13 protein-coding genes are annotated in these 14310 nt (G+C 62.4%); 6 read left to right on the forward strand and 7 right to left on the reverse strand.

All coding sequences use genetic code 11. From position 1 onward, the window contains the following. Positions 1–11 precede the first annotated feature (11 nt). Both glmL and glmS read right to left on the reverse strand, forming a co-directional pair. Positions 12–1403, reverse strand: a complete 1392-nt coding sequence (glmL, locus tag AACH39_RS16400; protein ID WP_215777461.1) for a methylaspartate mutase accessory protein GlmL — start codon at positions 1401–1403, stop codon at positions 12–14. Continuing rightward, positions 1400–1843, reverse strand: coding sequence for a methylaspartate mutase subunit S (gene glmS, locus AACH39_RS16405; RefSeq protein WP_215777458.1), 444 nt, complete (start codon positions 1841–1843; stop codon positions 1400–1402). Before glmS ends, glmL begins: the two co-directional genes overlap by 4 nt. A gap of 246 nt (positions 1844–2089) precedes the next feature. Between glmS and gcvA the strand changes: the two genes are divergently transcribed. The 3 genes from gcvA (at position 2090) to AACH39_RS16420 (ending at position 5123) form a co-directional block, all read left to right on the forward strand. Further along, on the forward strand, positions 2090–3073 hold the full coding sequence (gene gcvA, locus AACH39_RS16410) for a transcriptional regulator GcvA (protein WP_215777455.1): 984 nt from the start codon (positions 2090–2092) through the stop codon (positions 3071–3073). Between the two features lie 101 nt (positions 3074–3174). Continuing rightward, positions 3175–3396 carry a hypothetical protein gene (locus AACH39_RS16415; protein WP_215777453.1) on the forward strand — a complete coding sequence of 74 codons (222 nt, stop codon included), beginning with the start codon at positions 3175–3177 and terminating at the stop codon, positions 3394–3396. A gap of 131 nt (positions 3397–3527) precedes the next feature. Beyond that, positions 3528–5123: an NAD(P)/FAD-dependent oxidoreductase gene (locus AACH39_RS16420; protein WP_215777451.1), complete on the forward strand. Its 1596-nt coding sequence runs from the start codon at positions 3528–3530 to the stop codon at positions 5121–5123. Positions 5124–5207: 84 nt separating this feature from the next. Here the strand turns inward: AACH39_RS16420 and AACH39_RS16425 are convergent, their stop codons facing one another. Beyond that, complete coding sequence (locus AACH39_RS16425) at positions 5208–6059, reverse strand: SDR family oxidoreductase (protein WP_338620592.1); 852 nt, start codon at positions 6057–6059, stop codon at positions 5208–5210. 88 nt (positions 6060–6147) lie between these two features. Here AACH39_RS16425 and AACH39_RS16430 point away from each other — a divergent pair, with 88 nt between their 5' ends. Beyond that, entirely contained in the window at positions 6148–6564 is a 417-nt protein-coding gene (locus AACH39_RS16430; protein ID WP_252346076.1) for a helix-turn-helix domain-containing protein, read from the forward strand. Positions 6565–6645: 81 nt separating this feature from the next. Here AACH39_RS16430 and AACH39_RS16435 read toward each other — a convergent pair whose 3' ends face one another. Next, positions 6646–8010, reverse strand: coding sequence for an outer membrane protein transport protein (locus tag AACH39_RS16435; protein WP_338620593.1), 1365 nt, complete (start codon positions 8008–8010; stop codon positions 6646–6648). Positions 8011–8235: 225 nt separating this feature from the next. On the opposite strand from AACH39_RS16435, the gene AACH39_RS16440 reads away from it, so the two are divergent. Beyond that, entirely contained in the window at positions 8236–9372 is a 1137-nt protein-coding gene (locus AACH39_RS16440; RefSeq protein ID WP_338620594.1) for an alpha-hydroxy acid oxidase, read from the forward strand. A 38-nt stretch (positions 9373–9410) separates the two neighbouring features. On the opposite strand, the gene AACH39_RS16445 is transcribed toward AACH39_RS16440, so the two are convergent. The 3 genes from AACH39_RS16445 to AACH39_RS16455 form a co-directional block, all read right to left on the reverse strand. Further along, a complete protein-coding gene (locus AACH39_RS16445) occupies positions 9411–10022 on the reverse strand; it encodes a hypothetical protein (RefSeq protein WP_338620595.1) in 612 nt (203 codons plus the stop codon). A gap of 98 nt (positions 10023–10120) precedes the next feature. Continuing rightward, entirely contained in the window at positions 10121–12589 is a 2469-nt protein-coding gene (locus tag AACH39_RS16450; protein ID WP_338620596.1) for an FAD-dependent oxidoreductase, read from the reverse strand. Between the two features lie 172 nt (positions 12590–12761). Then, a complete protein-coding gene (locus AACH39_RS16455; RefSeq protein ID WP_215777440.1) occupies positions 12762–13268 on the reverse strand; it encodes a phenolic acid decarboxylase in 507 nt (168 codons plus the stop codon). 115 nt (positions 13269–13383) lie between these two features. On the opposite strand from AACH39_RS16455, the gene AACH39_RS16460 reads away from it, so the two are divergent. Next, the gene (locus tag AACH39_RS16460) at positions 13384–14283 is read left to right on the forward strand and encodes a LysR family transcriptional regulator (protein ID WP_215777438.1); all 900 of its coding nucleotides are present in this window, start codon (positions 13384–13386) and stop codon (positions 14281–14283) included. The last annotated feature ends 27 nt before the right edge of the window (positions 14284–14310 follow it).

A 14310-nucleotide genomic window follows, 5' to 3' on the forward strand; every position in this document is an offset into this window, starting at 1 on the left:
GGTGTTTCCCATCATGATTGCGCCAGCATGCTGACACCGGTAAAGGCGGCAGCCTCTGGGTAGTTTCTTGCCACGTTGGCAAGCAACGGAAAGAGATATTGCTCGTCGCGGAAGTACTCGACCTCGGCCGGCAGCAGCACGGTCTTGCCCTTGCTGTCGACCTTGCGTTCGCGGATCCACTCGCCGACATTGAAATCCTTGCTGTTCGACAGCCAGCCACCGGAGCCGATGACCTTCTTTACGCCGGTCAGATCACGGCCGGTCTGCACGTCGACCGTGCCTTCCAGCGTGTAGACCTGGGTCGAGCGCCCGGCATGCCGTTCGCAGGCATAGGCTGCGCAGGCTCCTGCCAGCAAGGTGTCAAAACGCTTGCCCGTGGCGTCGTCCGGCAGGTAATCCGGTTCGGCGGTCACCTTTTCCACATAGTCGTGGAAGGCAGTGATCAGTGCCGGATCATGCTCCAGATGCTCGGCAATCAGCGCTTCGCCGGTTTCGCTGGCGGCCTCGGCCGACACCCGCATCCCCAGATCGCCTTCCACCGTGCGCTTGATCAGCGGTTCCGGCAGACCGCGCTGGATCGCTCCCGGCGGCGGGCACTGGTTGTGCGAAGAGTAGACGTCGGTGGTGGCCCCCCCCATGTCGAGCAACATGAAGTCGTTCCAGCCCGGGACGTTTTCCTGGATATGCCGGGTGAACTCATATACGGCATAAGGCGTCGGAACCGGTTCGGAGCCGGTGGCGGCAATGATTTCGTCCAGGCCCTTGCCCTTGACGATGCGCGACAGAAAGATCGAACGCATGGCCTCGCGGGCCGGATCCGGGTTTTGCTGATCCAGTGCCGGCAGCACGTTTTCCACCACCACCAGATCCTTGTCGCCGAGCAGGTCGGTGACTTCGTCCTGTACCGCACGGTTGCCGGCGTAGACGATAGAGCAGTCCAGCGCGGAGGCAGCCAGCAGCGAGGCATTGTGGCGAATGGTGTCAAAGTGGCCGCCATCCGTCCCGCCGGCAAACAGCAGGATGTCCGGCGGATTCTGTTCCAGCGCGCGGATGTCAGACCGGTTCATGCGATAGGCAAAAACCTGGGTGATCTTGGCACCGGCGGAGTAGGCGGCGACCCGGGCCGATTCAAGGGTGATGGCCGGTACCAGCCCGAGGGCTGCCACCGCCAGGCCACCCTTGGCCGACGAGGAGTAGTTCAGCGTGATTTCACCCGAGCGGATGCGTTCGATGGCGTTGTCGTCATTCAGCAGCTCATTGAGCACCTGATAGAAGCCATTGGCCAGATGTTGCACGGTGGTCGGATGGACCGTCCGTTTCAGCAGTTGCAGCTTTCGATCCCCGACCTCGAACAACGCACCCTTTGTCCAGGTGGAGCCGATATCGATGGAGACGGTTTTCATGCTGCAGCCTCAACAGCCAGATGTTCGCGGGTGTAAGTGGCGATGTCCTGGCGCAGGAACTGAACCACTTGTTCCAGATCGACATCCGGGCCGAAGACGCGGTCAAAACCCATGCCCTTGAAGATCACTTCCACATCCTTGAATTCGCGCTTGCCGATCACCAGGTTGCCACCGACAAACAGCGGGATGCCGTCCAGACCGCGTTCGGTACAGCGGTCGCGCATGCCGATGCAGTCGATTTCGCCGTGACCGTAGATCGAGGAGATCAGGATGGCCTTGGCATTGGTTTCGATGGCAGCGTCGATGTATTCATCCTGGCTGACCATCACGCCCAGATTGATGACGTTGAAGCCGGCGCGGGCGAACACGTTTTCCAGAATCTTGTTGCCGACAGCGTGACAATCGGAACCGATAACGCCAATGACGATGGTGTCTTGCATGACAAATCTCCCTGTGATGTGTCTGGCTTCTGTCGGTCGGCTTGTGTCGGACCGGCAGGATGCTGATAATTCCTTTGCATCCGGGTTTGCGCGGGTGATGCCTTATTTGCATGGGTTGGTGCGTGCGGCGCATCAACTCTGTATGAGCAAACTCGAATACTTCTGTTGCTCCCATTTTTATTAGTTCCCGCTTATGAAGCAAACGATATAAAATCACTACATAGTGCATTTTTGGAATGAACTGCCATGCGCCGCAAAATCCCTGGTACAGATGTGCTGATCGCTTTTGAAACGGCGGCACGCCATCTGAGCTTCACCCGCGCCGCTGCCGAGCTGAACCTGACCCAGAGCGCGGTTTGCCGCCAGATCGCCGGGCTGGAGCAGTATCTCGGTGTGCCGATGTTCAACCGCATCAAGAAGCGCATCAGCCTGACCGATGCCGGGCAGCAATACGCCAAACAGATACGCGAACACCTGGCCCGGCTGGAGCGCGACACGCTGTCGGTGATGGCGCATGAAGGGGCGGGCGGGGTCCTGGAACTGGCGGTCATTCCCACTTTTGCCACACGCTGGCTCATTCCACGCCTGGGCGAATTCAACAGCCTGCATCCCGAAATCACCCTCAACCTGACCACCCGCGCCGAACCGTTCATGTTCACCGATACCCCGTTCGATGCCGCCATTCACTTTGGCGATCCGGTCTGGCCGGGGGCCGTGGCCGAATTCCTGTTCGGCGAAGAGATCGTGCCGGTATGCAGCCCGAAGCTGCTGGAAAAGGAAAAGCTGCCGCTCGACCCGCACGACCTCAAGCGCTTCACCCTGTTGCACCAGTCGGCGCGCCCGGATGCCTGGCATCAGTGGTTCGACATGCTGCACATTGCCGACATCAATGCCATGCGCGGGCCGCGTTACGAGCTGTTCTCCATGCTGGTAGAAGCCGCACGGGCCGGACTGGGGGTGGCGCTGGTGCCGCGCTTCTTCGTGTTGGGCGAACTGGCCTCGGGGGATTTGCTGGTGCCCTGCACCCATTCGATGAAGAGCGAACGCGGTTACTACCTGGTCTATCCGGAGCGCAAGAGCACCTCGGCCGCATTGCAGATCTTCATGCAATGGCTGGTGGACAAGGCGCAGCGTTACCGTCAGGCCACCCCTTGCGTGGCGGTCATGCCGGGTGAGGAGGGGGAAGGCGGCGTGGAAGCGGGCTGCGGGGTGGTGGTTGCCGGGCGCTGAACACCTGCAGCAAGCTTGATCCACTGCAGTAAAACGTCACGAACAACCGTTACAATGGCGAGGCGGCGCTTTGGGCGCCGCCTGTTTTCACTGGAGCCCCCATGACGCAATCGCATCCCGCTGGCAAGCCGACCTTCCGCTTTTTTGTCCTCAAGCACTTCGTCATCCTGAGCCTGCTGTTCATCGTGCTCAACGGTGTCACCCTGTGGCGGGCCGGCAGCGCAGTGCAGGGCATCGACGTCGTGCGCATGGTGGTGGCGTCCATGGTCGGGGGATGTCTTGGTGCCGTGGTGATGTGGTTCCTGCCGGGGCGCAAGCGCTGACACGGGTCCCTGAGCCGACAGCGCTTCGGGCGGTGAGATGACCGTGCCGGGCAGCAAGAGCATTTCTCTTGCTGCCGCAGCCAGCTACAATGACGGGTTGTTGAATAGCTACCAACCCGTTTGGACAATCCATGTTACGCATTACCGAATTGAAGCTGCCGCTGGAGCACCCGGCGGAGGCCCTGCAGGCCGCCATTCTGACCCGCCTCGGCATTCCGGCCGCCCAATTGCACGACTTCACCGTCTACAAGCGCAGCTACGATGCGCGCAAGTCGATGATGATGCTGACCTACATCATCGATGCCCGGGTCGAGCACGAAGACAAGCTGCTGGCCAAGTTCCAGGGCGATCCGCACATCCTGCCCACTCCGGATACCAGCTACCACTTTGTCTGTCAGGCGCCGGCACAGATCGAACACCGCCCGGTGGTGGTCGGCTTTGGCCCCTGTGGCATCTTTGCCGCCCTGATCCTGGCCCAGATGGGCTTCAAGCCGCTGGTGCTGGAGCGCGGCAAGAAAGTGCGCGAACGCACCAAGGACACCTGGGACCTGTGGCGCAAGAACAATCTGCATCCCGAATCGAACGTGCAGTTCGGCGAAGGCGGGGCAGGCACCTTCTCCGACGGCAAGCTCTACAGCCAGGTCAAAGACCCGCGCTTCCTCGGCCGCAAGGTGCTGACCGAGTTCGTCAAGGCCGGTGCGCCGGAAGAAATCCTCTACATCGCCAAGCCGCACATCGGCACTTTCCGTCTGGTGAGCATGGTGGAAAAAATGCGTGCCGAGATTGAGTCGCTGGGCGGCGAGATCCGCTTTCAGCAACGCGTGACCGATGTTCTGATCGAAGACGGCAGGGTGCGCGGCCTGACCCTGGCCAGCGGTGAGCAAATCCGCGCCGATCACGTCGTGATGGCGCTGGGACACAGTGCGCGCGATACCTTCGAGATGCTGCATGAGCGCGGTGTCTTCATGGAAGCCAAGCCGTTCTCGGTTGGCTTCCGCATCGAGCATCCGCAGTCGCTGATCGACAAGGTGCGCTGGGGCAAGTACGCCGGCAACGAGATTCTCGGTGCGGCGGACTACAAGCTGGTTCACCATGCCGCCAACGGCCGCTCGGTCTACAGCTTCTGCATGTGCCCGGGCGGACAGGTGGTGGCAGCCACCTCCGAACCGGGACGGGTGGTGACCAATGGCATGAGCCAGTACTCGCGCAACGAGCGCAACGCCAATGCCGGTATCGTGGTCGGCATCACCCCGGATGACTATCCGGGCGGCCCGCTGGCCGGCATCGCCTTCCAGCGCGCACTGGAAAGCCACGCCTATCAACTGGGGGGCTGTACCTACGAGGCGCCGGGCCAGCTGGTCGGTGACTTCCTGGCCGGGCGCCCCTCCACCAAACTTGGTGCCGTGATCCCGTCCTATCAGCCCGGCGTGCACCTGACCGACCTGTCCACCGCCTTGCCGGACTATGCCATTGCCGCCATGCGCGAGGCCCTGCCGGCCTTTGACAAGAAGATCCGCGGCTTTGCCATGCACGATGCGGTGCTCACCGGGGTGGAAACCCGCACCAGCTCGCCCTTGCGCATCACCCGGGGCGAAGACTGCCAGAGCCTGAACGTCAAGGGACTGTACCCGGCCGGAGAGGGGGCGGGTTACGCCGGCGGCATCCTGTCGGCCGGCATCGACGGCATCAAGGTCGCCGAAGCGGTGGCGCAGGCAATCACGGCCTGATACGACCGAACCTCAAGACGGGGTCAGGTCTTGAATTTTGCGTGAATGCACGATTCAAGACCTGACCCCGTCTGTTGATGTGGTTCAGGACAGCGCTTTAGTGACTTCGCTTTGCCAGGCGGTGGTCGGCCGGCCGATCAGTTGGCTCAGTTGGCGACCGGCATCAAACAGTCCCCCTTTGGCCACACCGGCATCGGAGTCGGCCAGCAAGCCGGCCAACGGTTCAGGCAGGCCGGCCCCCAGCAAGGCTTGCTTGTAATCCTGCTCCGGCAGGTTGACATAGGGGATGCTGCGGCCAGTCTGCTGCGAGATTTCCGCGGCGAAATCACCCAGGGTATAGGCCGTGTCACCGGCCAGTTCATAGACCTTGCCTGCCTGCTGTCCGCTGCTCAATACCACGGCAGCCGCTTCGGCATAGTCGGCGCGGCTGGCCGAGGCAATCCGTCCCTCGCCCGCGCTGCCGTACAGGGAACCCAGGGCCAGCGCGGCGCCAATTCCCATCGCATAATTCTCGGTATACCAGCCATTGCGCAGCAGGACGAAGGGCAGACCGGAGGCGCGGATCGCGGCTTCAGTGGCGCGATGCTCTTCGGCCAGTCCCAGCGGCGAGCTGTCCGCATGCAGCAGGCTGGTGTAGGCCAGCAATTGGACGCCAGCTTGCCCGGCGGCATCGATCACATGGCGGTGCTGCTGTGTGCGTTGTCCCACCTCGCTGGAGGAGATCAGCAGCAGTTTTTCCACCCCTTGCAGTGCATCCGGCCAGCCTGCGGGCTGGTTGTAGTCGGCCTGGCGCACGGTGACGCCGAGGGCGGCGAGATCGCGCGCTTTGTCCACATTGCGCACGATGGCGACAATCTGCCCGGCAGGCACTTTGTCGAGCAAGGCGCGGATTACGAGTTGGCCGAGCTGGCCAGTGGCACCGGTAATGGCAATCATCTTGTTTTCCTTTTTGCGTGTTGAAGTGAACACGGCCAGCATATCGGCTATACTTTCAAAAAGTAAGTACACACAAAAAGGTAAGTATATGGAAGACCGACAGTCAGGGGTGCTGGCCGCCGCCATGCGCCGGGGCAATGTGCTCGCGGCGGAGTGTCCGTCGCGCGATATTCTCAAACATGTGACCAGCCAGTGGGGCACGCTGGTGCTGATGGCGTTGATGGATGGCGTGCACCGTTTCAGCGAACTGCGGCGCAAAATCGGTGGCGTGAGTGAAAAAATGCTGGCGCAGACCCTGCAGCAGCTGGAGCAGGACGGCTTCGTCCGGCGGATCTCCTTCCCGGTGGTACCGCCGCATGTCGAGTATTCGCTGACCCCGCTGGGCGAGGGTATCGGCCTGCATGTCCAGCAACTGACCGACTGGATCGAGCACCACTTGCCGCAATTGCTCGACGCACAAGGACGCCAGTCTGCCGCCATGACGGAGGCGCGGGTCGAAGCCTAAAAACGCACAGGGGGTCAGGTCTTGTTTTTTGCATGTAGTGCAAAAAACAAGACCTGACCCCCTGTGCTTGGTCAAGCGCGATCAGAAACGATAGTTGTACTGCAGACCGAGCAACTGCAGCGAGGTCTTGTAGGTACCGCGAGTGGTTTCGCCATTGCCGGTGCAGGCGGTGACTGCCGCCGCCTGGGGGGCGCAACGGTCGCTGTAGTTGACGGTCGCGTCGCGGAAGAACACGTAGCTGTAGGCAAAGTCGAGCGAGGATTGCTTGTCGAGCCGCAGATTGGCACCCAGCGAGATCCAGTAGCGATCGCTGTCCGGCAGGGCCGGGTGACGCAGGGTATCGTCCGACACCGGAGACTGATCATAGGCCACGCCGGTGCGCAGCATCAGGCGCTCATTCCACTTGTAGTTGGCACCCAGCGCATACAGCCAGGAGTCGCGCCACTGCTGATTGATCACCATATCGCCCTGGGTGGTGCCCGGCAGCTTGATGGTGATGCTCTGCATGTCCGAGTGGCCGGTCCAGGTGATATTGCCCATCACAGCCAGCTTGTCGGTCAGGTCGTGATAGAAGTTGGCACTGGCCGAGGCCGGGGTGGTGACATCGGTGGTGGCGGACGAATCCGGGTGCCAGGTACGTCCCAGTGTCTGGATGAAGTTCGGATTGCCGGAGAAGTCCCAGTGTGCCGAGCCACTCAGCGCTTGCTTGATGCGCGAGCGGTAAGCCAGGCCAAAGCGGGTGTGATCGTCCAGTTCGAACAGATAGCCCAGATTGAAGCCATAGCCCCAGGAGTCAGCCGAGAACGAGGCCTGCCCATCCTGGGTTGCCAGCGGGGTCAGGGCCGCCAGATCGACGGCCTTTTGCAGATGGGCCCGCATGTATTGTGCCGACACGCCGAGGGCGACCGACTGACGTTCATCCAGCTTCAATGCCAGCGAGGGATTGAAGTTTACCGACTCCAGCTTGACGCTTTCCATGGCGTAGCGGCCCACCCAGCTGCTGCCGTAGTTGAGCTGGGCGCCATAAGGCACAAACAGGGCAAAGCCCAGGTGCAGGCGGTCGTTGACCTGGTGTGTCAGATAGAAACTGGGGACGGTGACCGATGACGGGGCAAAGTGGCCGCCGTTGTCGCCGGTTGCCGCGGTTTGCTGCTGTGTGCCGCCATGGAAGACCGGGTAGGTCGAGCCTTGATCTTCATAGCTGGTTTGCGGGATGACGGTGGTCATGCCGAAGCTGAGCTGATCGCCGGCCAGGCGCGTCATGCCGGCCGGGTTGTAATACAGGGTCGAGGCATCGGCGGCTTCGGCGCCATTGGCATGCGAGCTGCCCTGAGCCGACACGCTCTGCGAACCGAAATTGTAACCGGAGGCCAGGGCGCTGCCGGACAGCAGCAGAGCCAGCATGCCGACGCGCAGACGCGGCAGGCACTGTTGTGGGTATGACATCTGTTTTCTCTCGTGAAGGAATGCTTTTTTAGTTATTTATTGGATTTTGGCAGTGCAAATCAGGGGAGGGATGGTAGCAGAAGGCGGGGAAATCACCAAAAAATACTCTTCTGTTAAGTGTCTGAACGACAGGCCGAATGGGTGGGAAAAGTCGCTTGATGCCAATGGAATGGCGGGTTAAGGTCATGGCTTGGCCAGTGTGGCATTTTTATCCGGAGGATGGTGATGGCCGTGATGACTTGCATCGAAGATTTGCGCCGGCTGGCGCAGCGGCGCGTGCCGCGCATGTTCTACGACTACGCGGACAGTGGTTCGTGGACCGAGTCGACTTATCGTGCCAATGAGCAGGCCCTGCAGGCGATCCGCTTCCGCCAGCGGGTGGCCGTCGACATGACCGGGCGCAGCACGGCCGGCACGATGATCGGGCAGCCGGTGGCCATGCCGGTGGCGCTGGCGCCGACCGGTCTGGCCGGTATGCAGCATGCCGACGGCGAGATCCTCGCCGCCCGGGCCGCGGCAGCGTTTGGTGTGCCGTTTACCCTGTCGACCATGAGCATCTGCTCGATCGAGGACATTGCCGCCCACAGCCCGGAACCGTTCTGGTTTCAGCTCTACATGATGCGCGACCGCGAATTCATGGCACAGCTGATCGCGCGTGCGCGCGCGGCCAACTGCAGTGCACTGATGCTCACACTGGACCTGCAGATCCTTGGTCAGCGTCACAAGGACATCAAAAACGGCCTGTCCACCCCTCCCCGGCTGACCCTGGCCAATCTGTTGCATCTGGCTACCCGGCCGCGCTGGTGTCTGGGCATGCTCGGCACCCGCCGGCACAGCTTCGGCAATATCGTCGGCCATGCCAGGAACGTCACCGACCTGCGCTCGCTCAGCGCCTGGACCGCCGAACAGTTCGACCCGACCCTCAGCTGGGCCGATGTCGAGTGGGTCAAGCGTCAGTGGGGCGGCAAGCTGATTCTCAAGGGCATCCTGGATGAGCGCGATGCCCGTCTGGCGGCCGACAGCGGCGCCGATGCCCTGGTGGTGTCCAATCACGGCGGGCGACAGCTGGACGGGGCGCCGGCGTCGGTCGAGGCCTTGCCGGCCATTGTCGAGGCGGTCGGGCGGGACATCGAGGTGTGGATGGATGGCGGTATTCGCAGTGGTCAGGACGTGCTGCGCGCCCTGGCGCTCGGTGCGCGTGGCACCCTGATCGGACGCAGTTTCCTGTACGGCCTGGGGGCACTGGGTCAGCCCGGGGTCAGTCAGTGCCTGCACCTCATCCAGAAAGAGCTGGAAACCAGCATGGCGCTCTGCGGCGTCACCCGGATTGATCAAATCGACCGTGCCATTCTGTGGGACTGAGCCTGCCGTGCTTTCAATCCGTGCCGCAAAGCCGTGAGTCAGAACGGGGTCTGCGCCAGCAGCCAGCCTTTCAGCGTCATGTCCAGACCGGGCAAGACCAGCAGCGCCAACAGCAACAAGGTGCCGCCCAGCCAGCGCGGTCCGGCCGGCGCGGTCAGACCCAGTCGCGACACGGCGGACAAGCCCCACAGCGGCAGGGCGGCACTGGCGCCGAAGACCAGCATCATCAGCAGCAGGGACAGCAGGCTCTGGCCCTGACTGACCAGCACCATGGCGATGCCCAGTGTGGGACTGATGCTGGGTGGCCAGGCCAGACCGAGCAGCAGGCCGATCAGCCAGGGGGTTGCCTGCGACAGGCCCGGCGAGATCTTGCTGCGCAGCAGACACAGCCCCAGCCCGCCCAGCAAGGTGGCCGCCAGCAGGCGGCAGAGCGCCGGATCAAGCAGCAGCACCGTGCCGCTGCGTACCAGGCTGGCACTGCTCAGGGCATCAGTCAGGGCCAGCGCGGCCAATAGCCGCAGCACCCGCTGCGGAAAGGTGCGTGCGGCGGCCATGACGACCGGCAGCATCGGCAGGGAGACAGGCGAGAGTGTCGAGAGCAAGCCTGCCTGCAGGGTAAGTGCGCAGGCGCTCAGGCTGAATGCCAACATGGTGCAGTCCGTTTGCTTGGCCGGTCTGTGCCGGCTGATCGCCTGATGGTCGCCTGTCGCCGCCGAGAAATCAATCTGAATCTGGGCGCCGCCGTGCCTCAGATGAACAGCGAGGTGGCTGACTCGCTGGCTTCCCCGAGGAAGGTGGCCACGCCGCCCAGTTCCACACCGTCGATCAGCTCTTCGTGACGAATGCCCATCACATCCATCGACATCTGGCAGGCAATCAGCTGTGCCCCGCCTGCTACCAGATCCTGCAGCAGCTTGCCCGGCAGGTCGACCTGCTTGTCGCGCATCACCTTGCGGATCAGCCCGGCGCCCAGACCACCGAAGTTCATCCTGCTGATCGAATTCAGCCGCGCGGCGCCGCGCGGCATCATGGCGCCGAACATCCGGTCCATGAATGATTTGCGCACGGCTGGCGGCGTCTCCTTGCGCAGCACATTCAGCCCCCAGAAGGTGAAGAACACGCTGACCGGCTTGCCCATGGCCAGGGCGCCATTGGCAATGATCAGGCTGGCCATGACACGGTCCAGCTCGCTACTGAACACCACCAGGGTGGTCTTATCGCGGGTGGCGACCCCGGGCAGGGTTTGCGGCAACGCTTCGGGCTGTCCCTTGCGCAACAATGCCGTTACCAGCCCTTCGGCCCGCGAGACCGACAGCAGCTGATGGCCGGTCTGTTCCGCCCAGCACTGCACATCGCGGCCAAAGGCCGGGTCGGAGGCCGTGACCTGCAGTTGTTCGCCATCCTGCAGTGCTGCCATGGCACGGTTGGTCTGCATGATCGGCCCCGGACACTGCAAGCCGACCGCGTCGAGTGTATGCGGTGTGGGGTAGGTCATCGGTGGTGCCTCCATGGTGTTTGCTTGTGCCGCCGCGGCCGGCAGGGGGGCTGGTTCGGGTGGCTGCGGATTGTGCTGTGGCACGCTGGCCAGACGCCAGGTCTGGTAGCCGCCGCTCAGGTTGCGCACCCGAAAGCCGTGTTGCTTGAGAATGCGGTAGGCTAGGTAGCCGCGCAGACCGACCTGACAGAACACCACCACCGGTTTCTGCCGGTCCAGCTGATTGAGTTGTCGGCGCAGCTGATCCAGCTCGAGATGGCGTGCCCCGGGAATGGTGCCCAGCTGGTGTTCTTGCGCCGTGCGCACATCCAGCAACTGGATTGCATCCGCCGGCAGGGCATTCAGTCCGGCCCAGTCGATGACCTCGTGCCGGCCCTGCAGGGTATTGAGAGCCACCTGTCCGGCAATATTGACCGGGTCCTTGGCTGAGCCGAAGGGAGGGGCATAGGCCAGCTCCAGATCGGCCAGCTGCCCGACGGTCAGACCGGCATGCAGTGCCGTGGCGATGACATCGATGCGCTTGTCCACCCCCTCGATACCGACCACCTGCGCGCCGAGCAGCTTGCCATCCGGCGCATACAGCAGCTTGATGCTCAGCGGGCGGGCCCCCGGGTAATAGCTGGCATGCGACTGACCATGAATCATGGTGCTGTGCCAGGGCAGACCCAGTTTGCGCAATTGCTTTTCATTCAGCCCGGTACTGGCCACTGCATAGTCGAAGACCTTGAGAATGGCTGTCCCCTGCGTGCCGCCGTACGTCTGCCGATTCCCCTGCGACATATTGTCGGCTGCCAGCCGTCCCTGGCGATTGGCCGGGCCGGCGAGGGGAATCAGCGCCGGCTGGCCACTGACACGCATTGTCACTTCCACAGCGTCCCCCACGGCATAAATGTCCGGATCACTGGTTTGCAGCCAGCCGTTGACGGCAATGCCGCCGGTACTGCCGAGCGTCAGGCCTGCCTGGCTGGCCAGCGTGGTTTCCGGGCGCACGCCAATCGCCATGATCACCAGATCGGCGGCCAGCCTTTGGCCACTTTGCAGCACGACCTCAGCGTGGTCTGGCTGCTCTTCCAGGCGCTCGATGCGGTCGGACAGATACAGTCCGACCTGCTGATCGCGCAGATGCTGGTGCACGATGGCGGCCATCTCCTCATCGATGGGGGCCAGGATTTGTGGTGCGCCCTCGACGATGCTGGTAGCGATGCCGCGCTGGTGCAGGTTCTCTGCCACCTCGATCCCGATGAACCCGCCACCGATCACCACGGCACGGCGCGGCGACTGGTCTTGCAGATAGCCCATGATGCGGTCCAGATCCGGCAGGTTGCGCAGGCTGAACACACGGGCACTGTCGGCGCCCGGCAGCCTGGGACGGATCGGCTCGGCGCCCGGTGCCAGCAGCAGCTTGTCGTAGGATTCGTCACGCTCCTCACCCGTTGCCAGATCACGCAGACGCACGGTTTTGGCCTGCCGGTCGATGGCCAGGGCCTCGGTACGGCTGTGAACGGTCAGCGCATAACGCTGGCTGAAGGCGGCTTCGGACGTCACCAGCAACGCGTCGCGCTCGGCGATGACCCCGGACAGATGATAGGGCAGGCCACAGTTGGCAAAGCTGATGTAGGGGCCGCGCTCCACCATGACAATCTCGGCCTGTTCGTCGTTGCGGCGCAGCCTGGCCGCCGCCGTGGCCCCGCCGGCCACCCCGCCAATGATCAGATATTTCATGGGTTCCTCCCGAAGTTTTGTTTACTATAGTCGTATTCAACTAAATAGTAAACTAAGGAGTGAAATCTCCGCGATGGGGGCCAGGCCGGAACGGTCGTGCATGTGACCAGGCCCGCGGATGGCGGGCCTGGTCATGGGGTCGTTTTGCGCAGCATTCGCCGGACGGCGCTGCTTACTTCAGATTGTCCGGGAAGTTGGCCGGCAGCTCGCTGGCGGGGCAGTTGATCACCGTGTCGTCGTCCATTCCGCAATCGCGCACGAAGGTGATGGTGGCAAATTCATCAATCACCTCGGTCGGGTAGGTCGGGCCGGCGGTGCGATAGGCTTCCATCTGGGCAAGGTGATCATTCTGGAAGCAGACCGTCTTTTTCGGGTCATTCATCACCCAGCGCGGGAAGAAAATTGTGCCGTGGTAGATCATGTCATCCAGATTGGCGATCAGGCTGACATCGGTGCCGGTGGGCTCCGTCCAGGAGATTTTCCAGGTATTGATGCCAACGCGGGCGATGAACACGCGCTGATCTTTCACCCAGCGGTTGCCGACGATCCCGCTGTGGATGCGGTAATCGATGGTGTGATCGTTCTTGATGTAGACCTCGTACTGCCAGCCATTGTCGTAGGTGTAGACGATATGTTTGCCAACGAAGGCGGAGAGATCCTGCGTGTCGAACGTGGCCATGGTGTACTCCGGGATATGAAGGATAAGTGCCACCATTTTATGAGCTAAAATTAGTGATATTGACGCTGATTTTTGTGATAAATGTTCTGATTTTTTGAACGATAGGATGACATTCATGATGCCCGGAACCACCGTCGAACAATGGGTCGTGCTGCAGACCGTGGTCGAGGAGGGCAGTTACGCCCGGGCTGCCGAGCGCCTGTGCCGCAGCACCTCTTCTGTCAGTTATGCCCTGTCGCTGCTGCAGGAGCGGCTGGGGGTCGAATTGCTGCAGATCGTCGGGCGCAAGGCAGAACTCACCGAAGATGGCCGCCTGATGTTGTCGCAGGCACAACCCCTGCTCGCCGCCTTCCGCCAACTCGAATCACTGGCTGCCGGCCTGCGCGCCGGGGTGCGTTCCCACATCTCGCTGATTGTCGATACCGCTTTCCCCAAGAAAATGCTCTTTGCTGCCCTGCGTGCCTTTCAACTGGACTGGCCCGAGGTGCAGGTGCATGTGGCCGAGGTATTGCGTACCGAAACTGCGACGGCGCTGGCCCGGCAGGAGGCCGAGCTGTATATCACGACCCACCGCCCGGCGAACGAGGCCAACGCTGCCGACCTGCTGATCGATATCGACTTTGTCGCCATGGCCGCGGTCCATCATCCCCTGCACCAATTGCCTGGACCGCTGACGGCCGCGCAGCTGGAGCAGTATCCGCTGGTGGTCATTACCGATCGCACCATCCAGCGCATCCAGATGCGTGCGACCCGCTCCGTCTGGTCGTTCACGACCATGGAGGCGGCCATCGAGGCCGTGGGGCACGGCGTGGGGTATGGCTGGTTGCCTCTGCACAGCGTGGGGGCGCTGGAGAAAAGCGGGGTATTGCGCCGCTTGCCGCTGGCGGCCGGGCAGGTGCGCAAGACGCCGCTGTATCTGGTCTTTGGTGAGGAGTGTCTGCAGTTCGACCCGGCGGTGATGGCGCTGGCCGAGAGCTTGCGTCATCAGACCCGTCTGCAGCGGGAAGCGGTGTGAGCCGTCAGGTCGCGAACTGTCTGTCCC

This window comes from Paludibacterium flexuosum (assembly GCF_037076605.1).
In the GTDB taxonomy this organism is placed as follows: domain Bacteria; phylum Pseudomonadota; class Gammaproteobacteria; order Burkholderiales; family Chromobacteriaceae; genus Paludibacterium.

Bases quoted from the DNA above. Each gene is read 5' to 3' on its own strand.
- glmL (WP_215777461.1), bottom strand. From the start codon at position 1,403: ATGAAAACCGTCTCCATCGATATCGGCTCCACCTGGACAAAGGGTGCG.
- glmS (WP_215777458.1), bottom strand. From the start codon at position 1,843: ATGCAAGACACCATCGTCATTGGCGTTATCGGTTCCGATTGTCACGCT.
- gcvA (WP_215777455.1), top strand. From the start codon at position 2,090: ATGCGCCGCAAAATCCCTGGTACAGATGTGCTGATCGCTTTTGAAACG.
- AACH39_RS16415 (WP_215777453.1), top strand. From the start codon at position 3,175: ATGACGCAATCGCATCCCGCTGGCAAGCCGACCTTCCGCTTTTTTGTC.
- AACH39_RS16420 (WP_215777451.1), top strand. From the start codon at position 3,528: ATGTTACGCATTACCGAATTGAAGCTGCCGCTGGAGCACCCGGCGGAG.
- AACH39_RS16425 (WP_338620592.1), bottom strand. From the start codon at position 6,059: ATGATTGCCATTACCGGTGCCACTGGCCAGCTCGGCCAACTCGTAATC.
- AACH39_RS16430 (WP_252346076.1), top strand. From the start codon at position 6,148: ATGGAAGACCGACAGTCAGGGGTGCTGGCCGCCGCCATGCGCCGGGGC.
- AACH39_RS16435 (WP_338620593.1), bottom strand. From the start codon at position 8,010: ATGTCATACCCACAACAGTGCCTGCCGCGTCTGCGCGTCGGCATGCTG.
- AACH39_RS16440 (WP_338620594.1), top strand. From the start codon at position 8,236: ATGGCCGTGATGACTTGCATCGAAGATTTGCGCCGGCTGGCGCAGCGG.
- AACH39_RS16445 (WP_338620595.1), bottom strand. From the start codon at position 10,022: ATGTTGGCATTCAGCCTGAGCGCCTGCGCACTTACCCTGCAGGCAGGC.
- AACH39_RS16450 (WP_338620596.1), bottom strand. From the start codon at position 12,589: ATGAAATATCTGATCATTGGCGGGGTGGCCGGCGGGGCCACGGCGGCG.
- AACH39_RS16455 (WP_215777440.1), bottom strand. From the start codon at position 13,268: ATGGCCACGTTCGACACGCAGGATCTCTCCGCCTTCGTTGGCAAACAT.
- AACH39_RS16460 (WP_215777438.1), top strand. From the start codon at position 13,384: ATGATGCCCGGAACCACCGTCGAACAATGGGTCGTGCTGCAGACCGTG.